We start from the raw sequence: 21,746 nt of genomic DNA on the forward strand, positions 1-21,746 counted from the left end.
ATTGGCGCCCTTTTTTATTTACGACTTATACCCTCGAAGTGAATCAAGGTAGTCTGGCAAGAACAGTGAAATCTGAGGAATGTAGGTGATTAATATCAAGAAGATCAACAGCAGTCCCAGCCAAGGTAATGCCGCTTTTATCGCCCACCCCATACTCTCTCCAGTAATGCCCGCCGTCACGAACAAATTGAGTCCTACGGGAGGCGTCAACATACCAATCTCCATATTCACCACCATGATAATTCCAAGGTGGATGGGGTCGATACCAAGCTGAACAGCGATGGGAAACAGAATAGGTGCCATGATCAACAGGATCGCTGAGGGCTCCATGAAATTCCCTGCAATCAGAAGCAGGATATTTACCACAATCAAAAAGCCCCATGCGGGTAATCCCCACGCGACAATGGTTTCTGCAATGGTATGAGGAATTCGCTCTGTGGTTAGAACGTGTGCGAAAAGCATGGCGTTCGCGATGATAAACAGCAACATAATGCTAACTTTCGCCGCATCCTTAACGACATGATTCACTTCTTTGTCAGTAAAAGAACACACCATGACGACAGGCAGTAAGACGAGGTTTCTCGCCAGCATCACGAGCGCATTCTCGCCCTCTTTGCGCCAAGCTACATCTTTGAGCGGGCCAATATCACGATATCCCCAGACACTCACAAGCCAAGCATAAACAGCCGCCACTGACGCCGCTTCTGTGGGGCTCGCCACGCCACCATAGATTGAACCCAGCACGATAATGATAAGCATCAAACCACCAAGTGCGCGCGCACCTGAGAATGCCAATGCAGCAAAACCGGGAAACGGCTGAGATGGCAGCCCCTTGATGCGGGCAACGATGTAAATCGCCAGCATCAAAATGCCGCCCATCATCAAGCCAGGGATAAAGCCTGCCATAAACATGCGCGAGGCCGACACTTCCGTAGCCGCTGCATAAACCAACATCACGATGGATGGCGGAATGAGAATACCCAAGGTACCTGCGTTGGCAATAACGCCCGCTGCAAAGGCTTTGGGATAACCCGCTTTGACCATGCCGACAATCACAATGGAACCAATTGCAGCCACCGTTGCCGGCGAGCTACCTGATACGGCAGCAAAAAGCATACAGGCCATGACCGACGCCATCGCCAAGCCACCTTTGACATGCCCGACAGAATCAATCGCAAAATTAATTAAGCGTCGTGCCACGCCACCTGTCGACAGAAATGCCGAAGAGAGAATAAAGAATGGAATGGCGAGAAGCGTGTAGTGCTCACTCGTTGCTTCAAACAGCTTCAATGAAATAGATGCCAGAGAGTCATTGGAGAACATCAGTATGGTTGCCACGCTCGATAAACCCAACGCTATCGCAATCGGCATTCCCATAAACATGCACAGGAAAAGTAATCCAAACAGTACTGCGATTGTCATTTCTTACTCTCCTTGTCTAACGTTTCCTCCGCCATTTCTTCAGCAAGATGCATGCTTTCTTCAGCTTCATCGACAAAGCCAAAGCCTTTGCGGGTTCCCTTTACCACCTCATAGGCAATCGTGCACACTCGAAGAGCCAGCAACCCAAACCCCAACATCAAGCACGTCATGGCCTTCCATTTCTCGATAGGAATATCTTCCATTTCTATGCCAATCATTTTCATTTTGCTGAGGTAAATCCACGACCCGTAAAGAAACAAGCCACAGTAAACAAGACACAATGCTAATGCAGTGAGGGTAACGGCTTTCTGAAGCGGAGGAGATAGGTGTTTAATCGCTGCATCCACGCCTATGTGCGCACCTTCCCTAAGCCCCCAAGATGCGCCCATCAGTACCATCCAAGCTGATAAATACAAGGTAAGCTCTTGCGCCCAAAGTAGGCCTTCATTGAAAAAAAAACGCAGGATCACTTCCATAAACACAAGCAGTGTCATTGCCACCAGTAAGAGACCGATCCCTGCCTCTTCAAAGCGGTGTAATAACCGAATCATTTCAAACTCCATGAAAAAGCCCGGCAGATCACCGGGCTTCTTGTATTACTGATTAGATGCCACTGCAGCTTCAATAAGCTCTGGGCCAATTTGATCTTGGAATTCAACCCAGACAGGCTTCATCACTTCCACCCACTGCGCTCGCTGATCATCGGTCAATGTGATGATTTCACTGCGCCCAGATTCGACGATGTTCTGACGATCTTTCATCGCCTTTTCATTCGCAATCTGATTGCCATACGCAACGGCTTCTTCTAGGGCTTTTGCCAATACTTGGCGATCTTCATCTGGTAATTGCATCCAGAACTCAGTCGATGTGGTTACCATATAGTCGAGAACGCCGTGGTTTGACTCCGTAATATAAGGCTGAACTTCAAAGAATTTTTTGGAGTAGATGTTTGACCACGTATTTTCTTGCCCATCAATCGCGCGCGTTTGAAGCAAAGTGAACACTTCAGAAAACGGCTTTTTCAAAGGTACTGCATCAACCGCTTCAAACTGGGCTGCGAGTACGTCAGAGCTCATGATGCGGAATTTTTTACCATCAGCATCGCTTGGCACACGAAGTGGATCATTGGCTGAAAGTTGTTTCAGTCCATTGTGTAGATAGCCAAGACCTATCAAACCTTTTCCCTTCACTGACTCAAGTAGAGCTTGCCCCGCTTCGCTACGCTGGAACCTGTCTACCGCTTCCATGTCTTTAAACAAAAACGGCAGATCATAGATTTGTAACTGTTTGGTGTACTTAGAGAATTTTGAAAGGGATGGAGCAATAAACTGTACGTCACCGAGCAGCAACGCTTCCATCTCTTTGCCATCGCCAAACAATTGCGAATTTGGATAGACCTCTACCACATACTTATCGCCGATCCGCTCAGCCACCAAATCCCGAAATTTCAGTGCCATCTGTCCTTTGGGCGTATTTTCAGCCACCACATGTGAAAATTTGATGGTTTCTGGTGCCGCATAAGCGAACGCCGATAATCCTGCAAAAAGTGCTAATGAAGACAGCACTCGGTTGAGCATTTTCATATCTATTCCTCTCTTTCCATGTATATCCCATGCGTATGCATGTCCAACTCGTTATTTGGTTCTAGTTCATGGCTGAGAAGTCGCTAGCAACAGAAGTAGCCAGTTAACATTCCATTAACGGAACTGAGAGGTGGTTAGAAGGAAATGGGTAAAAAACCACCCATTGATGATAGGAAAGTGTGATGACTCTTATAGCGCGGTAATTGCGACTACCAGATCGAGGTAAGTGATAATTTAGACTGCACGCAGAAAGGTGCACGTGCACATCATTGGGACAATCTGAAGGCTTATCCCGATACAAGTGGCGGAGAGAGACGAAATGAAAACGCGCCCAGATCTGGGCGCGCGATAAAATAGAACACGTAGAAAATGCAGAACTAATTCAATATGGAGCTGACGTAATGTCTCGCGACAAGCAACGGTTTTCGCCACCTCAGCTTTGGTGCCGCCCAGCGAGTGATATGGTTTATTTCCAATCGCTTTGCATCAGGATAACACTGGCGATCACACTCTTTGCAGGCTGACTTGCTTCCTTCTTCAGCGCATTGAGAGACTCTCGTCTCCTCAAATGCTAATAGAGCTGTACATTGCGGACACAATTGGCTGCCGCGGTGAATATGCTTACAATAAAGCGTCGTCATTGCGCGCACGAGCCACAAAGGTTGGCGTCGGGGGCCAGACGAATTAGATACAGTTTTCATAGGCGCGCTATTTTCCTCAGTCGCCATGAAATTCCCTTGATTCAGATCAACTTTCTCGCATCAAACACCCAAGTGCTGCGCACTGATTACACTTCAACTTCCGTAGACATCGCTTTCACGCATACCGCGAAAATGTCATTTTCTCGCAACGGCTTACCGATATGCCCTTGCATGCCATTGCTGATGCAGCGCCATATATCATCTTTTAACACGTTCGCTGTCATCGCGACTATCGGCGTTCGCTTATTGAAGCTAACGTTTGAACGGATTCGCCTTGTCGCCTCAAGCCCATCCATACGAGGCATCTGAATATCCATAAAGATAATGTCATAGCCCCGCATTGTGGCTTTATCTAACGCTTCAATACCGTCAATCGCTTTGTCTACAGTAAAGCCAAATTTGATGAGCATTTTTTCTGCAATCATCATGTTTATTGCGTTATCTTCCACCAACAGACAATGCTTACCTTTGAATGCATCGGTGTGTTCACGAAGCACTTCACGGCCTTTTTCATCCACGGAATGCTCTTCAATTTGCAACGGCAAAGACACATCAAACTGGCTGCCTCGTCCGAGTTCACTATTGACGAAAATTTCTCCACCCATCAACTCAACCAATTGTTTGGTGATGGCGAGACCCAATCCAGAACCACCAAATTGGCGCGTTGTTGACGCATCAGCTTGCTGGAACTCATCGAAAATCACATCGAATTTGTCAGGAGAAATTCCCACCCCCGTATCCTTAACACTGATAATAATGCCGGTGTATCTATCCTGCTGTCGGTGGATACCGATATGTAGACTCACCAACCCAGATTCAGTGAACTTCAGGGCATTAGAGACGAGATTTAACATCACTTGTTCAATGCGGTGTGCATCGCCCATAAAACGATGCGGACAATCACTGTCATAATGAAAATCAAACGCTAGCTGTGGCTTGTTTTGAATAGTAGGAAGCATCAAGTCACGTACATATCGCCCGACTTCCTGTAAGTCAAACGGAGCTTCTTCTAACTTAAGGTGATTTGACTCCATTTTGCTAAAGTCGAGGATATTGTTAATGAGAGACATCAAGCCACGTGAAGAGTGAGCGATCACTGACAAGTATTCCGCCTGTTTTCCCGACATTCCCTCATCTTGCATGAGCGACGTTGCACCAAGAATGCCATTCATTGGGGTGCGAATCTCATGACTAATATTGGCAAGGAAGAGTTGTTTTGCTCTCGCGGCCTCAACAGCGCGTTCTCGGGTTTCCACCAAGTTCGTGCTCAATTGATTAAACTCTTGAACCAGCATACCTAGCTCGTCTTTTTCAGCATAATCTATTGGCGAATATGGGCCTTCGGCGCCCTGTGTGACTAACGCGTTTCTTACTCTGGTCATCGGTCTAACGATATAAATGTGGATCGCAAGGTACGTCACACCGACAAGCAACAGTGCAACCAATGACATGGCAAAAAAGAGGTCGTTTTTCAGCGTTGTTGATTCCACCTTGAGCAAACGCTCTGGCAATGCACCTACCAACATCCAGTTGGTTCTCGGTAACACCTGAGCCAACACTAGCGTAGGCTCATTGAGCACAGGATCTCGCTTTAGCTGATGAATAAAGAGCTTCTGAGTACCTTGAAACACGTTCTGAACGGGGTTTAATTCCGCAGCAATCGACAGTGCATAGCCAAAATCTATATCTGGTGTCGCTGTCACTATCTGTTCGGCCAAATCTTGAATGGTTGCATTACTCTGCAAGGCTAACCGCTCACCTTGCACCGCAGAGCTCAGCACTAACGCCAATTCAGAAAAGTGACTATTCCGACTCGCTATTTGCAGTGCAGTGGGCAATTGGTTCTTCCCTTGCGTAACGATATCGACAGATTCGGGGTAAGACATCAAGCGTCCTCCGCGATCAAACATCGCCAGATAGCCACCAAGCTTTTGCCCACTTCGGCTCAGGAACGCCTGAAGCTCTCCTAATCGCACGTCGATAGTGACGACACCACAAAATTTGCCATTTTTAATAATTGGCACGCTGCTGGTTACCATCGGTTCCTTGGTATAAGGATCGATATAGGCACTGGACCAATATGCACCGCCTCTTATAAATCGAGTTGGCGCATACCATTCTTCGATATGGTATGGGCGAGCGAGGTCAGAATTGTAATCATGAACACGCCGATAGGTGCCATCTTCGTTAAAGGCGATGAAGACCGAGGCTTTTGATTGTCCTGACTCATAGAGGTGTGGTTCTGGCCAAAAGCCACCGCTTGCAACAATGGAACGAATATTCTCATTGCTCAACATTACTGCCAGTTTGTGCTCAATTTCTTCTTGGGAGTCAGAGATTTCAAGCGTGTCAGCCAAGGATAGCGCAACCGTACTCACGTTATTGGACATTTGACCGAGCGTACGGGCGACATTTTCAACCTGTGCTTCAACACGCTGGTTCGCGCTGTCACTGACCATGCTGTCGCCGGTAGTTTCCATCACATAGACAATGGTGATAACAACCACAGCAAGCATCAGGCCCAATATCAAAAGGGCTTTGAAGCTCATCGTTCTATACCAGGGGAGTTGTTTGGTAAACACGATGTTCCTCACGTGGCCAATGTTCTACGAAGTTGCTCCATTTCCTTCAGCACACTTTGTATCGTCATAGTCAGTAGTTTCTCAAATTGTTCCAATGATGCATCCGAAATGCCATGTCCCTCTTTCAGTGACAGCTCCACATCTTTACAAAAGTCTTCCAATGCGAGAGCACCAATGTTGCCCGCAACACCTTTTAAGTTGTGTATAAGCGCACTGTTTCTCGCCACCTCATTTTGCTCATTTTGCTTTCTCACTTTTTGCGCATCGTTTTGGTGCTCTGCCACAAACATGGTCAAAACCGAATCAATAGCATCAACGTCGCCCTCAAGTTGCTCAATAAGCACATGGGCATCGAACAACTCCAACTCAGAAATACTGTCAGCCGATTTAGGCTCTTGCTTCGTGTCCTTGATGTGTTTTCGAGAAGGGTTTATCTGTGATGTTTGATGTTGATGAGCACGTTGTTCTAACGTGTAGCGAATCAGAACTTGAGCACCTAAAGCGAGAAACGCAACAACCGCTGAGAAAAGGATATTGTCTAGCAACAGAATGACGCGGTTTGTCCAATATTGCTGCTGCTGCGTAATCGCTCTGACAAATTTGTGGTTAATGACGCTATCGAGGCTTTCAAGCTGTCGATTTAGGCGGATCAGACCAGTGTAAAGCGTGTACAACTCGACGCTCACAACATTGGAGGACGAGCTAGAAAGCTCTCGTTCTATTGCTTCGATATAATGATTAAATCGCTTGACGCTTGTCGCTCTATCACCATTTAGGCCATGAAATTCAAAAAGTAAGTAGCTACTTATCGATTCAAATAATCGAATTAGCTCTGGTGAACGATGGGTTTCAGTCAAAGACTTCAGTTGCCTCGTTACCTTTGAAACCGAGTAAATAGAGGCCAACAAATTATCGACATCTTCAACGAAAGAATCAGCATCCACCAAGGTGCTTTGAATATCTTCCCAGCTATCATCAATCGTGTGTGACTTGGATCTAAGCAGAAGATAGCGAAAGTGTTGAACTTCTTTCTCAATCTGAGTGAGTTCGCGCTCTTGATTCAACATCGATGCAGAAACAGTTTGCCTCAACTGCTGAGCGGCATTGTTCAGCGTAACCACTTGCGCTGTGTGCCCTTTAACATGAATCAGGTCTTGATAGGCATACAGTGCATATCCTAAGGCAAACACAAACACCCCCCAAAGCGCATACGATACCCGATGAAGTGCAGATTTGTTATTAATACCCAACGGGTTACGCAGCCCTGATCGTGCTGATAAAGATGTCACAAATGTCCCTCAAATAAGCTATCACGTTAACAGGCTGACTAACGGTAAAGACTAAAACCTGAAGCTTGTTGTGATAGAGAAAGTGTCGCGTTTCTTATAAGTTAGAAAACCTGTCTTACTTTGCAAACATTAATGTGTAAGATGCCTATACACAACAAACCGATCCCAGACTAAAACCTAGGATCGGCAGCGTATATTTTCATCGATAACGAAAAATTACTCGTCGACGTTCAATCGACGAGTCAGTTGGTCACGAAGATTTGGTGGTGTTCCTTTTATGGTCAAGGTATCTGTCGCTTGATCGTAGAAAACGCGCTCACCAAGTAACATGCTATCGAAGTTAATTGATAAACCGCCTCCGCCTCCAACAAATTTCGTTAGCTTACGCATAGACGTACGATCTGCTGGGAAGCTTTCCTCCAGCTCGTAACCTTGCTCTGAGGCAAACTGATAGAAATCCACACCTGCTTCATTGGCTGGCAACTCCTGAGCGAGTTCTTTAACAATCACTTCGTCGCCTGATTGAAGTTGACCATTGCAGTAGTCATAAACTTGCTTGCGATATTGTTGCTTTTCTTCTTTGTCTAATCGCGAGTCTGCGCAGTAATCTTCTACTGCCTGCATAAGGACAAGGTTCTGCTGTTTCGTATCCATGCCAACTTCCGCTTGCATGAAGTCCAAAAAGAAATCCGCCACTTTTCGACCAACACGTCCTTTGATAAAAGTCAGGTAACGATTTGACTCAGCATCGCTTTCCCACGTCGACAGGTCTATACGAGCAGCAATGTCCATTTTTGCAACATCTAAGTAGTCAGTGGTACCAATCTCAAGATCATCAGTGACTTTCATACTCGCTTTGGACTCTAACAGACCAATGAACAAGTATTCTGTTGCCAAAGAGCGGTATTCAGCGATAACCAATACGCCTTCATCTGCAAACGGATACTTAGAAAGTTCTTCTTTCAGGCGCTCTGTTGCTTGGGAAGAAAACGACAAAAAGTCCAATTCTTGCTTACGACACGCTTTCAACCAGCCGCAGAATGCACTTTCTTCAGCAAATTGACCAAAGCCCTTACCTGCTTTTGCGTTGTAGACGCGATGAATTTCACTTACAAGATTTTCTGTTGATGTAGAATGAGTTAGGGGCTGCTCTCTTAGATGAACAACCAGTGAGTCTTCACCCTCTTTTTTTAATTGGTGAAGAATTACGTTGGAAAGCGTGAGGCTCATAATTGAAAACATTTTTCGTCAGACTAGAGTGTGGGTTATTATACGCGGCTTCCGTTGATACAAGACAAGAGTTTCTATGCCTGTTACTTCTAAATATCAAGATAAAAACGTTGAACAGATCCTTTCAGATGTGGTCAATGTTCTTGAAAAGCACAAAGCTTCTAATGAACTTTCGCTAATGATTGTTGGCAACATCGCCACAAATTTGATCAACAGCAGCAAGATGCCTGCTGAACAGCGCAAAATCATCGCTGAAAAATTTGCTCAAGCTCTGCTGTCATCTATCGATACAGAGTAATAACGCGTCATCAAATTACGCGAAGTAGAATAAAGAGAAGAATTGACCTTTTATGGTAGACAGCGGAAATACCTACAGGGATAAAGTGTCGCAGCTCATTAGCTGGGGACACTGGTTTAGCTTTTTTAACATTATTGCGGCCATGTTGCTGGGGACGCGCTACATCGCGCAATCCGGTTGGCCAGAGACGTTGCTCGGACAAACCTATCAATTGCTGACATGGCTTGGTCACTTTGGTTTTCTGGTTTTCGCTGTTTATATTCTGATCATATTCCCGGCCAGCTTTATCATTCCTTCCCAAAGATTGATGAGGCTGTTTGCCGTGTTTGTTGCAACAGCAGGTATGACGCTCCTGTTGTTAGATATCTACGCCTACGAAACACTCCATTTGCATCTCAACCCTTTGGTTTGGGACCTCCTTCTTAGCGGCGAAAAAACAGACATGAATGCGCATTGGCAGTATTTGTTTGTTGTCGTGCCCGCCATTTTCTTACTAGAACTCATTATGTCTGAGTGGGTTTGGCGCAAGTTAAGAAAGCTGTCTCGTAAGCGAGTAGGTGTGCCCATTGCGACCGTTTTCGCGGTTTGCTTCATCGGCAGCCATTTGATTCACATCTGGGCAGATGCGTTTATCTACAGCCCAGTGACGTCTCAACGTTCGAATTTCCCAGTCTCCTATCCAATGACGGCAAAAACCTTCATGGAGAAATACGGCCTGCTTGATCGCAAAGAGTACCAGCGCCGCAGAGATGAAGTGGGCAATCAGGAAAGTGAAGTCATTCGCTACCCACTTGAAAAACTATCCTTCTCTTCAAAGGCCGCAAGCTACAATCCAAACCTGCTTGTGGTCATGGTCGAAAGCTTGCGTGCCGATATGCTTGACCCTGTCGTCATGCCAAACCTGGATGACTTCGCATCACACAATGTGAATTTTAAGCACCACTACAGTTCAAGCAATGACTCGATGGCTGGGCTGTTTGGCTTATTTTACGGCTTACCCGGCAGTTATGCGCAAAGTGCACGCACTGAAGGTTTGAGTCCACTGTTGTTAGATACACTGGAACAACGAAACTATGACTTCGGTTTATTCAGTGCTGACAATTTCGATAACCCAATTTATTACCAAAGCATCTTTGGAAATCACCTTGAGAAATCGACGAAGGTGACTGCAAACGAAGCTTGGGTTGCTGATCATAAAGCGACCGATAATCTCGAGAATTGGCTCAACGACAAGTCACCTAACACGCCATGGTTTGCGTATTTAGAACTTAAAAGTGTGACCGAATACGAGCAAGGCGGTGATTATGAGCGTCCATTCCAACCCTCGCTAGACAATGACTTGGCCAATGTTGGTGAACACACATCGTTGGTGATGAAAAACAGCTATAACAATGCGGCATACTATGTTGACGGCTTGTTAGGCGAACTATTTGATACCCTAGAAGCAAAAGGGCAATTGGATAACACCATCGTCATCGTCACAGCCAATCATGGCTTAGAGTTTAACGAAACAGGCTCAAATAGCTGGGGTGCAAACACCAATTACAGCAAGTATCAAATTCAAGTGCCGCTTGTCATTCACTGGCCGAATCAAGACCCGAGCCAAGTGGATATCTACAGCTCTCACCTCGACATTGTTCCTACTCTGATGGAAAGCATGTTGGCAGTTGATAGCCCATCTGAGTCATACACGAGTGGGCAAAACCTTTTCGATTTGGCCGATAAACCGAGAAAATGGGTTCTCGCGGGCGACAGCAGAGATATCGTGGTTGTTCAACCCGGTAAGACAACGGTTGTCGACAAGTTTGGTAATTACCGCGTCTATGACAGCAACTACAAGCTTCAACCGGAAGGCAAGCCTCAGCTGTCAGTGTTAATGCAAGTTATGCATGAACTAAAACGCTTCTACTACCCAGAAGAACATTGAGAAGATGAGGTCAGAGATCTCAACCTTGGCTCATTTTTGGCCAAGCGATTGAATTTCACCGATTTAATGTCGAAAGGCAATTGACACTGAAGATCTAGCTCCGTACCATGAATACATAGTCGGTCTGTAGCGCAGCTTGGTAGCGCACTGTCATGGGGTGTCAGGGGTCGGAGGTTCAAATCCTCTCAGACCGACCATTTTTCATAAGCCCGCAGCATTCATGCTGCGGGCTTTTTCGTTTCCAAACATTCCGATATGATGCCTAAGGCTTTCGCTTCGATTGCCCGAACTCTCAATTCACACGGATGTAAAGATATGGATATCTCGCTCGGTTTTGGCGTACTGCTGGTCGTTCTTGGCTTTTTAGCAGGGATTATTAATACGCTTGCCGGCGGTGGCTCCAACTTAACCATACCCGCACTCATCGTTTTAGGTATGCCTGCTGAAGTCGCTAACGCAACCAATCGAGTTGGCGTTTTAATGCAAAGTGTTAGTGGTATCGCGGGATTTCGACATCACGATCGTTTAGAAACTAGCGATTTAGTTGGAATCCTCATCCCCATGCTCGGTGGTGGGCTTGTTGGCGCGAGTGCTGCGGCATGGCTCCCTTCTGACATCATCAAACCTCTCCTTCTTGGTACCATGCTTTTAATGGCATTCATTATGCTCATCAAACCCAGCGTTATCGCCCCTGATCCCGATGTTCCTTTCAGAAAAGTCAAAGATACTCCCGTCTCTTGGATAGGATTAACGGTTGCCGGGTTTTATGGTGGTTTTGTTCAAGCAGGTGTTGGCTTCGTGCTCATTGCGGCTCTTTGCGGCACCCTTCGCTACGATCTGGTTCGAGGTAACGCATTAAAGCTTGTTTGCACCTTGGCATTCACGTCGGTTTCATTGGTGATTTTTATCTGGCAAGACCTCATCCTCTGGCTTCCAGGCTTATTACTCGCATTGGGTTCAATGGTAGGTGCTTGGCTCGCTGTTAAGTTCGCCATTAAGGCCAGCCCACAAGTGCTAAAGTGGTTCTTGTTTATCATGACACTCGTAGGATGTGTGTTCGCATACCTCACCTAGTGGAAATCCCCTACTTCGCTGTTTTTACTAAATTTAAACAATCTTGCCTGCGAGCCAGTAGCTAGGTCACACCCTATCAAATAGCCCTGTGACCTGAGTCGAAGATGGAGGAAATTCAGACATTTATGGAACTAATTACTGTCATACTGACGCAAAGAATATTAGAACCAACGTCACGTTTTCACGCTAGCTAGATTTAGGGGAGTCACAGAGCATGAATGCTCTTGATTATTCATTCTGTTTAAGAGTCGGTGAGGCTATCTGTCCACAAGAAGATATAGAGTCTTTTTGTACTGCTCTTGGGCAAGTTTTTACCGACACATTTCCAGATGCGCATTGCCAACTTCTCATTGCAGAAGACGGCGATACACAATGGCAGCTATTGGCTGAAATGTCATCAGACTGTTCAAATGTATATACCCCAGCAACCTCAACCGATATTCGATTCAACGAGTTATTAAATCGGTTGCTGCTATCTAGTGAATTACGCATTCAGTCCGACCGCTTCCATCAACTGCTTCGTTTGACTGTCCGTGGGAAAAACTACGGATACTTTGTGCTTTCTTTACCTGAAACGATCAATATTGACGGGCATTCTCTCGACATGCTCTCTTTACTGATTTCCGGCGCACTAGACAGCCTCCTCCAATACGAAGCATGCATCGAAGAACAGGTCGCGCACCGACAAACTGAGCAAAAACGCGTTCAGGAAGTTTGCTCTCAAAAAGGACTACTCGAACAGCTTCATATTCTTCATAAGATTTCATTGCGCCTTTGGCACGCGCATTCTCTTGATAACATGCTTCATACAGCGGTTTACGAATGTATTCATGCGCTTGAATTGGACCGAATGGCCATTTTCCTTCTCAACACCCGTACGGGTTTGATGAGAGGAACCTATGGAACAGACATCGATGGCAGCGTGACCAATGAACAATGGTACTGTACTGCTATCCATGAACACTTCCATGCGAAAACAACGCTGGATAGAAGAAAGCACATTACTATCAATGACAACTCTCCGCTGTATCATGACAGCAAGGAAGTCGGGATTGGTTGGAATGCGACGATTTCTTTGTGGGACGGAGATGACCCAATTGGCTGGATTGCTTGTGACAACTTAATCACGGGCACACCGCTTAAGAGTTATCACAGCGAGCTGTTAAAGCTTCTAGGCGTGACCATGTCGCAACACCTCATTCAACGCAGGGCTCAAGATGAACTTAAAGCACTTAACCTGTCGTTGGAACACCGTGTTGCTGAGCGTACCGCTCAGCTAGAAGAAGCGAACATCAGACTTAACCGCATCTCTCGCGAGGACAGTCTGACCATGGTGCCAAACCGACGAATGCTCGATGAAAAGATGGAAGAAGAATGGCGCCGTGCGCTACGCCATCAAACCCCAATGAGTATACTGATTGTTGATATTGACCACTTTAAACAGTACAACGACAAATATGGCCATTCATTGGGCGATAAGTGTCTGTATGAAGTAGCAAAAGCACTCAATAATGTCGATCGTCGAGCAGGTACGGTGCTCGCTCGTTTTGGTGGTGAAGAGTTTGTTTATTTGCTTCCCAATTGCGATAGAGATGCTGCAGCCGTTGTTGCAGAGCGCGCGCTACAAGCTATTCGTGATATAAAAATCACTCATGAACAATCACCTGTTGCGCCATATGTCACCGTCAGCATTGGTGGTAAGTCCGCCATACCAAACAAAATCAATGCACAACAGCAACTTTTCACCGACGCGGATGTGGCTTTGTACGAAGCGAAGAGCAAGGGAAAAAATCAGGCTTTTGTTTTATAGCGTCGTTTTGCGCCGTTACCCTTTCCTCTTTTTTTGGTAAACCTCGAAGGCTGTGCCGGCAATGCGCGTAAGCTATCCGGCAAAGGGCCTTTCCTGACTTCTTCCATCAAATTATTCAGCTCGTTTTCCAATGCCCCCATAAAGGGCTGATAAGATGATTTTTTCTCTGCCATGTCATGGAGTTGCCTTTCCCATTGCGCAGTCATGTCTGGATAAGACGCTTTCGCCGGTAACGCATCAATAAGCCCAAACCCGGAAAGGGTTGCGCGAATTTGTTTTCCTTCACGGGAAAGCAGTCCTCGCTTGAATAGAAGATCCATGATCCCTGCTCGCGTCGCTTCTGTACCGAGGCCATCCGTATCGCGAAGTATTTTTTTCAGCGAGCTATCTTGAACAAAACGGGCAATTCCCGTCATCGCTTGCAGTAACGTTGCCTCCGTAAAGTAACGTGGCGGCTCAGTCATGCAATCTTTAATCTCGCCACGCAAACACGTCAACACTGTGCCTTTTTCAAGCGGTGGGACCAGGCTTTCTAAATCTTCTTTTTGGCTTGATGTGTCCCGTGACAACAAGGCACGCCAGCCTTCGAGCATCAACTTTTTCCCTTTCGCGATGAAAACGCCGCCCGCGATATCAAAGGTGAGTTTGGCCTCTGCATATTCAGCGGCAGGGTAAAATTGCATGAGATACTGACGTGCAATCAATTCGTAAACATTCAACTCTTTGCCGCTAAGGGAACTCACACTTTTTCCCGTAGGAATAATCGCATGGTGGGCTTCTACTTTGCTGTCGTTCCATGCCTTCGATTTTAACGCCGTATTTGCCCCATCAGCCGCTGCGTTAAGAGAAGACGCCGTTTTCTTCACTGCCTGAATGACCGACGCCGCTTCTTTAAAATGATCTTTTGGCAAATATCGGCAATCTGAACGCGGGTATGTAATGACTTTGTGCTTTTCATAAAGAGCCTGACAGCAAGCAAGCACATCCGCGGCACTCATCGTAAAACGTTTGGCTGCATCTATTTGAAGGGCAGATAGGCTATAAGGCAAAGGCGGGGCTTGTTTGCTACTTTTACGTTCTGATGCGACGACATGCGCAGGTTGGCCCTCAATGCGCTTGGCAACGTTCTCCACCAATTTGCGTGATAACACCCGGCCGTCTTCATCCTGCCACGGCTGACACGACTCACTCGGCTGCCAACGAGCCAAAATGTCACTGCCATTACACGGTATCACGGCATCTAATTGGTAGAATGGTTTCGCAACAAAGTCAGCAATCTCTCGGTCTCGACGTACAACAAGTCCCAGCACTGGCGTTTGAACACGTCCTACTGACAGCACGCCGTTATAACCGGCCTGTTTACCCAATATGGTATACGCCCGCGTCATGTTCATACCATACAACCAGTCTGCACGAGAACGCGCTAACGCTGAAACTGACAAAGGCACGAAATCGAGATTACTTTTCAACGATGAGAGTGCTTTTTTAACAGCCGACGTATTTAAGTCATTGATCAATAGACGCTGAATACGCTGTTTCTTAGCGGCAGGGAGTTTTGCAAAACTGAACACTTCGTCCACCAGCAATTGACCTTCACGGTCAGGGTCGCCCGCGTGGACAATATCATCGAATTGCTTGAGTAGCTTTTTGACAACACTGAGTTGCTTAGCGGCAGATTTACGCGGCTTGAGGATCCACTGTTCCGGCAAAATAGGAAGATGTTCTAATCGCCATACTTTGTATTTCTCATCGTAAGCATCAGGCTCGGCTTGCTCTAAAAGGTGACCAATACACCAAGTGACCGTATCACCGTTGCCAGCAACTACGTATCCTTCGTTATTTTTATGGGGCTTAGGTAACGCAGCAACAATCGCGCGGCCAAGACTTGGTTTTTCGGCAATAAAGAGGCGTGCCATAAGTGCTCAGACAAGAAAGTAAATGCTAACAATCTAACGAAAAAGGACAAAGCACACAAGATTTAACTGGATATATATCCAGTTAAATCTTGTCAAAAAGTGTACTGGAGGGTATTAGAGGTATTTTACGTATTTGCCAGTATCACGTTTCGGGGCGTTTGCAGGTGTGCAATCAGGCGTGCCGACATACAAGAAACCGACTATTTCATCATCGCCTGAAACACCAAATGCCTCACGAACACTCGGGTGATAGGCCCACTTTCCAGTCCGCCAGAATCCTTGGAAGCCTTGCGCGACCGCCGCCATCTGCATCGCTTGGGCTGCACAACCGGCAGAAATGTGCTGCTCAATCACAGGCACTTTATCGTGTTGCTTAGTACGCGCGATAACAGTAATAACCATTGGCGCACGGAAAGGCGCATTGGTCGCTTTCTCCACCACTGCGGCTTCTTCATTGTCTGCTTCAGCGGCCGTTTTTAGGATCGCTGACAGTTTGTTCAATCCCTCCCCTGTCGCAATGACAAACTCCCACGGAGTAAGTGCACCGTGATCTGGGGCGCGAAGTCCCGCTGCCAACATATTGTCCAGTGCATCACCGCTCGGTGCTGGTGCTAAAAGACGTGGAATAGAACGACGCTGAGTGAGAAGGCTTAAAGCATCCATAACGATCCTGAGTATAAAAACAGTTGAACTTACAAAGAAAAATACCACAAAACTGAAGGGCTAACTCCCTTCAAATTTTGTGGCAATAGCTCTGTGGAATACAATTAAAGCGATATGGCCAGCTTCACGCCTTGGCGGATAGCACGTTTCGCGTCCAACTCCCCTGCCTTTTCAGCGCCACCGATAACGTGCACTGATTTACCTTTTCCATTTAGCTCTGTGGCGAGGTCATTCACTGACTCTTGCCCCGCACATAAAATGATATTGTCGGCAGGCAACACATGAGGCTGGCCTTCCAGTGATATATGCAGGCCTTCATCATCAATTTTCTCGTAGCTGATGCCCCCCATGAGTTCCACGCCGCGTTTTTCCAGCGTTTTCCTATGTATCCAACCCGTTGTTTTACCCGGCCCTTTACCGACTTTGCCTTGGCGACGCTGGAGTAGCCACACCTGACGCTGGGAAATGTAGTGTGCTTGTGGCAATAATCCGCCTTCATGACCTAGAGATTTATCAATACCCCAATCTTGCAGCCACTCATCAAGTGTTTGATTTTCTGGCTCAGTGATCATGGTAGCAACGTCAATTCCGATCCCCCCAGCACCGATAATTGCGACTCGATTTCCGAGTGTTGGTTGCTCACGGATAAGCGTTTGGTAATCAATAACCTTGCTATGATCCAAGCCAGGTATATTCGGTAAGCGAGGCTTCACCCCTGTTGCGATAACAACCTCATCGAAACCCTCAAGATCCTCTGCACTTGCCTTGGTGCCTAACCTAACGTCAATGCCCCAGTCTGCAACTTTCTTGGTGAAATAACGGATAGACTCTTTGAACTCTTCCTTACCGGGAATTTGCATAGCGAGATTGAATTGGCCTCCTAGGGTATCTCTCGCTTCGAAAATCACGACATCAAAGCCTCGCTCTGCGGCAGTTACTGCAAACGACATCCCTGCCATACCACCACCGACAACTGCCACACGACGTGTATTCGCCGCCGGTGATACCGTCAATTCAGTTTCATAGCAAGCTTGAGGATTAACGAGACAACTCGCGCGCTTCCCTTTAAACACATGGTCTAAACAGGCTTGGTTACATGCGATACACGTATTGATGTCATCTGCCTGATCCGCCTCGGCCTTGGCGACAAAGTTTGCGTCCGCCAAAAACGGGCGTGCCATCGACACCATATCAGCCTGCCCTTGTTCTAATATGGACTCGGCCACTTCTGGCGTATTAATGCGATTACATGTCACCAAGGGAATGGAGACTTCACCTTTAAGTTTTTCAGTGACCCAGCTGAAAGCTGCTCGAGGAACTTGCGTCGCGATGGTCGGAATACGCGCTTCATGCCAACCAATTCCTGTATTGAGAATGGTAACGCCTGCCTGCTCTAACGCCTTCGCTAACTGCACCACTTCTTCTTTGGTGCTGCCTTGTTCGACCAGATCCAGCATAGAGAGACGGAAAACAATGATGAAATCACGTCCGACTCGCTCACGAACCGCTTTCACAATTTCAATCGGGAATCGAATGCGGTTTTCGTAGCTTCCACCCCAATCGTCATAACGCGTGTTAGAACGTACACAAATAAACTGATTAATCAGATAGCCTTCAGACCCCATGATCTCAATACCGTCATAACCTGCTTCTCGAGCAAGCTCTGCACTTTTCGCAAAGTCAGTGATGGTATTGCGTATTTGACGTTCACTCATTGAGGACGGCGCAAATTTGGAAATGGGAGAACGCGTGCCAGACGCACTGACCGCAAATGGGTGCATGGCATAACGACCAGCATGCAATAATTGCAGCGCGATTTTACCGCCATGCTCGTGGACGGCATCAGTAATAGTTCTATGAGCCCTCGCCGCTCTGCCACTGCTGAATTGCGCACTTAGCGGATGCAATCGACCTCGGAAATTAGGCGAAAAACCCCCAGTAACGATAAGTCCTACTCCTCCTTTTGCGCGTTCAGCGTAAAAAGCAGCAAGCTTTTGAAACCCATCGTTAGACTCTTCTAGCCCTGTGTGCATTGATCCCATCAACACACGATTTTTTAAGGTAGTAAAACCAAGATCCAGTGGTGCAAGCAAATGTGGGTACGGCGAGCTCATAGTATGCATCCATGATAATTATAAATTCTGGTCTGACCAACATAACCCTAGTTAAGCAAAAATTCAAACAACTGTTTACATTTTCACAACACAAATCAAAGCTAGGTAATCCAAACAGGATTCGTTACGATTACACTCAGGACAAGAAGCTGGATAACCAAATGAAAACGCTTTTTAAATTTATCGGTAATGTGCTTAAGTGGATCTGGAAGACCATCACATTTGCGCGTCAGTTACTGCTAAATCTCATTTTTATAGGAATCTTGGTGGCAATCTACTTTGCCGTCACGACTGAACATACACCCGCACCTCAGCAAACAGAGCAACCTGCTCGCGCTCTGCTCGTCGATCTTTCGGGGCCTATTGTTGAAAAGCAGCGTCGCCTTGACCCTTACGACGTCGCAACGCGCAATTTGTTCGGCCAACAGATGCAGTTTGAAAACGTACTTTACGATGTGGTTGACCAAATTCGAGCAGCAGCAAAAGACGATAAAATCAACGGCATGGTGCTGAGTCTGTCTGACATGTCGGAAACCAGCTTGACCAAGCTGCGTTATATCGCCAAAGCAATTAACGAATTCAAAGCAACGGGCAAACATGTCGTCGCAATTGGCGGCCATTACAGTCAGAGTCAATATTATCTCGCGAGCTATGCCGATGAAGTGCTCATGGCACCGGACGGCGCAGTCCTGCTGCGTGGCTACGGTACCTATAACCTTTACTTTAAAGACTTGCTGAAAAATCTGGATATCACAACGCATGTGTTCCGCGTAGGCACTTACAAATCGTTTGTAGAGCCTTACACGCGCACAGACATGTCAAATGAAGCCAAAGAGTCTAATGCCGTATGGCTGAACCAACTTTGGGGAGCGTATGTGGATGATGTTGCCGCAAACCGCGGGATTACCCCAGAGTCTATGTCGCCAACCACCAAAACATTGCTGGCTAACCTCGAAGCAGTCGACGGTGATTTTGCGTTGCTGACGCAAAAGATGGGACTGGTTGACGCGTTACTGACCCGTCAGCAAATCCGTGCCAAGTTGGCGGAAGTTTTCGGCAGCAATGGCGAAGATAGCTTTAACTACGTCAGTATTTATGACTACTCGCCACTGACGTTTAACCTGCCTAGCTCAAACCAAATTGCCGTCGTTGTCGCCAGTGGTGCCATCATTGACGGGTTTGAAACCGAAGGCACAGTGGGCGGCGATACAACCGCGGGCTTGCTTCGTGAAGCGCGTCTGAACAGTGCGATTAAAGCCGTTGTGCTTCGCGTGGACAGTGCAGGCGGCAGTGCTTTCGCATCTGAAGTTATCCGCAATGAAGTCGAGGCGTTAAAAGAGGCCGGCAAACCGGTTGTCGTTTCCATGTCATCCGTTGCGGCATCTGGCGGTTACTGGATTTCAACCAGTGCTAACAAAATCATTGCTCAGCCTACGACAATCACGGGTTCTATCGGCATTTTCGGCATCCTGACTACCTTTGAAGACGCGCTGGCGAAATACGGGGTTTACAGTGACGGCGTAGGAACTACACCTTTTGCCGGTGTTGGCGTGACGCGCGCACTACCAAAAGAAATTGGCGATATGATGCAATTGGGTATCGAAAATGGCTACCAGCGCTTTATTGGTCTCGTTGCTAGCCAGCGTAACCTGTCTATCGAAGATGTCGATTTGGTAGCACAAGGCCGAGTTTGGACTGGCTACGACGCGATGAAGCGAGGTCTCGTTGACCAACTCGGTGATTTTGACGATGCCGTCAATGCTGCCGCAGAGCTTGCAAACATCGAAGCCTATTCGCTGAATTGGATGGAGGAGCCTTTATCCCCAGCACAACAATTTATCGTTGAGTTGATGAACCAAGCTTCTGTCGCTCTAGACCTGAATACGCATTTAAAACTGCCGTCAGTTGTTCAAGAGTTCGCTGATGTCGCGACCAGCGAAATGAATAACTTAAATAACTTTAACGACCCGAATGGCAGGTATGCTGTCTGTCCAAACTGCAGCTATTTTGAAAACTAAGATATCCCCGGCGTATGCCGGGGTTTTTTTCGCCGTTATGGTACGTATAATGCGCCCACACCCACGAACAGATTGATGTTGTGAAGATGGAAAGAAAACACATTTATATCGCCTACACAGGCGGCACAATTGGCATGTTGAAGTCAGAGCAGGGCTATATCCCTGTTTCTGGATTTATGCAGCAACAACTTCAGCAGATGCCGGAATTCCATCGTCCAGAGATGCCAGAATTCACCATTCACGAGTACAGCCCACTCATCGACTCTGCAGACATGACGCCAGCAGAATGGCAACGCATCGCAGATGACATTCGAGATAACTACGACAAATACGATGGCTTCGTGATCCTCCATGGCACAGACACCATGGCTTACACCGCGTCAGCACTGTCTTTCATGCTGGAAAATCTCGACAAGCCAGTCATCATCACTGGCTCGCAAATTCCACTGGCTGAGCTTCGCTCTGACGGTCAGGCGAATTTGTTGAACGCGCTACACATTGCAGCTAACTATCCCATCAACGAAGTCACCCTGTTTTTCAACAACCAACTACTTCGTGGAAACCGCAGCACCAAGTCACATGCGGACGGCTTTAACGCCTTCACGTCACCAAACCTGCCTCCGTTACTCGAAGCGGGGATTAACATCCAGTTGCTAGGTGGCGAGATTGATAAGAAACCGGAAGGTGCGTTCAAGGTTCACACCATTACTGAGCAACCTGTTGCCATCATCATGATGTATCCTGGCATTTCACCGGAAGTTATCCGCAACGCCTTGAAGCAGCCAGTCAATGCCATGATTCTGCTGACATTTGGTGTTGGTAACGCACCTCAGAATAAAGAGCTTCTGGGCCTACTCAGTGAAGCCACCGAACGCGGCGTCGTTGTGGTTAACCTGACACAGTGTTTGGCTGGCAAGGTCAACATGGGGGGCTATGCGACAGGTTGTGCGCTGGCAGATGCTGGTGTGTTAAGTGGATTTGATATGACGCCAGAAGCGGCGTTGGCAAAATTGCACTTCCTATTAAGCCAAGACTTATCCATGGTAGAAATTCGTACTCAGCTTCAAGCAAACTTACGCGGCGAGCTAACGATCTAAAAACAAAAAACGGCCGCGAGGC

At 47.0% G+C, this 21,746-nt stretch carries 16 protein-coding genes and 1 tRNA gene; 7 read left to right on the forward strand and 10 right to left on the reverse strand.

What is annotated here, in order from left to right; genetic code table 11:
* Positions 1 to 18 precede the first annotated feature (18 nt).
* The 7 genes from LRP49_RS08875 to yejK form a co-directional block, all read right to left on the reverse strand.
* The gene (locus LRP49_RS08875) at positions 19 to 1,422 is read right to left on the reverse strand and encodes a TRAP transporter large permease (RefSeq protein ID WP_274141713.1); all 1,404 of its coding nucleotides are present in this window, start codon (positions 1,420 to 1,422) and stop codon (positions 19 to 21) included.
* On the reverse strand, positions 1,419 to 1,973 hold the full coding sequence (locus LRP49_RS08880; protein ID WP_274141714.1) for a TRAP transporter small permease: 555 nt from the start codon (positions 1,971 to 1,973) through the stop codon (positions 1,419 to 1,421). The genes LRP49_RS08875 and LRP49_RS08880 overlap by 4 nt, the downstream gene beginning before the upstream one ends.
* Before the next feature lie 45 nt (positions 1,974 to 2,018).
* Complete coding sequence (locus LRP49_RS08885) at positions 2,019 to 3,005, reverse strand: TRAP transporter substrate-binding protein (RefSeq protein ID WP_274141716.1); 987 nt, start codon at positions 3,003 to 3,005, stop codon at positions 2,019 to 2,021.
* A gap of 377 nt (positions 3,006 to 3,382) precedes the next feature.
* Positions 3,383 to 3,733, reverse strand: coding sequence for a nitrous oxide-stimulated promoter family protein (locus LRP49_RS08890; RefSeq protein WP_337992944.1), 351 nt, complete (start codon positions 3,731 to 3,733; stop codon positions 3,383 to 3,385).
* Between the two features lie 59 nt (positions 3,734 to 3,792).
* Complete coding sequence (locus LRP49_RS08895; protein WP_274141718.1) at positions 3,793 to 6,255, reverse strand: hybrid sensor histidine kinase/response regulator; 2,463 nt, start codon at positions 6,253 to 6,255, stop codon at positions 3,793 to 3,795.
* Between the two features lie 41 nt (positions 6,256 to 6,296).
* Positions 6,297 to 7,577: an Hpt domain-containing protein gene (locus LRP49_RS08900; RefSeq protein ID WP_274141719.1), complete on the reverse strand. Its 1,281-nt coding sequence runs from the start codon at positions 7,575 to 7,577 to the stop codon at positions 6,297 to 6,299.
* Between the two features lie 216 nt (positions 7,578 to 7,793).
* Positions 7,794 to 8,807, reverse strand: a complete 1,014-nt coding sequence (gene yejK / locus LRP49_RS08905) for a nucleoid-associated protein YejK (RefSeq protein ID WP_274141720.1) — start codon at positions 8,805 to 8,807, stop codon at positions 7,794 to 7,796.
* Positions 8,808 to 8,883: 76 nt separating this feature from the next.
* Between yejK and LRP49_RS08910 the strand changes: the two genes are divergently transcribed.
* From LRP49_RS08910 to LRP49_RS08930, 5 genes are all read left to right on the forward strand, one after another.
* Entirely contained in the window at positions 8,884 to 9,105 is a 222-nt protein-coding gene (locus LRP49_RS08910) for a YejL family protein (protein ID WP_067419922.1), read from the forward strand.
* A gap of 52 nt (positions 9,106 to 9,157) precedes the next feature.
* Positions 9,158 to 11,032, forward strand: coding sequence for a DUF3413 domain-containing protein (locus tag LRP49_RS08915; protein WP_274141721.1), 1,875 nt, complete (start codon positions 9,158 to 9,160; stop codon positions 11,030 to 11,032).
* Between the two features lie 120 nt (positions 11,033 to 11,152).
* A tRNA-Pro gene (locus LRP49_RS08920) sits at positions 11,153 to 11,229 on the forward strand.
* A gap of 118 nt (positions 11,230 to 11,347) precedes the next feature.
* Positions 11,348 to 12,106, forward strand: a complete 759-nt coding sequence (locus LRP49_RS08925; protein WP_274141722.1) for a sulfite exporter TauE/SafE family protein — start codon at positions 11,348 to 11,350, stop codon at positions 12,104 to 12,106.
* Between the two features lie 214 nt (positions 12,107 to 12,320).
* Positions 12,321 to 13,916: a diguanylate cyclase domain-containing protein gene (locus tag LRP49_RS08930; RefSeq protein ID WP_274141724.1), complete on the forward strand. Its 1,596-nt coding sequence runs from the start codon at positions 12,321 to 12,323 to the stop codon at positions 13,914 to 13,916.
* Here the strand turns inward: LRP49_RS08930 and LRP49_RS08935 are convergent.
* The 3 genes from LRP49_RS08935 to LRP49_RS08945 form a co-directional block, all read right to left on the reverse strand.
* Positions 13,898 to 15,832: a DNA topoisomerase III gene (locus LRP49_RS08935; protein ID WP_274141726.1), complete on the reverse strand. Its 1,935-nt coding sequence runs from the start codon at positions 15,830 to 15,832 to the stop codon at positions 13,898 to 13,900. The two genes, LRP49_RS08930 and LRP49_RS08935, sit on opposite strands and share 19 nt — an antisense overlap.
* Positions 15,833 to 15,946: 114 nt before the next feature.
* Positions 15,947 to 16,495 (reverse strand): NAD(P)H nitroreductase, encoded by a 549-nt coding sequence (locus LRP49_RS08940; RefSeq protein WP_274141727.1) that lies wholly within the window; start codon positions 16,493 to 16,495, stop codon positions 15,947 to 15,949.
* Positions 16,496 to 16,599: 104 nt separating this feature from the next.
* Complete coding sequence (locus LRP49_RS08945; protein ID WP_274141729.1) at positions 16,600 to 18,609, reverse strand: NADPH-dependent 2,4-dienoyl-CoA reductase; 2,010 nt, start codon at positions 18,607 to 18,609, stop codon at positions 16,600 to 16,602.
* 161 nt (positions 18,610 to 18,770) lie between these two features.
* Between LRP49_RS08945 and sppA the strand changes: the two genes are divergently transcribed.
* A complete protein-coding gene (gene sppA / locus LRP49_RS08950; protein WP_274141730.1) occupies positions 18,771 to 20,627 on the forward strand; it encodes a signal peptide peptidase SppA in 1,857 nt (618 codons plus the stop codon).
* Positions 20,628 to 20,713: 86 nt separating this feature from the next.
* Positions 20,714 to 21,724 (forward strand): asparaginase, encoded by a 1,011-nt coding sequence (gene ansA, locus LRP49_RS08955; protein ID WP_274141731.1) that lies wholly within the window; start codon positions 20,714 to 20,716, stop codon positions 21,722 to 21,724.
* Positions 21,725 to 21,746: the final 22 nt, after the last annotated feature.

Source organism: Enterovibrio qingdaonensis (assembly GCF_028683135.1).
GTDB lineage: Bacteria > Pseudomonadota > Gammaproteobacteria > Enterobacterales > Vibrionaceae > Enterovibrio > Enterovibrio qingdaonensis.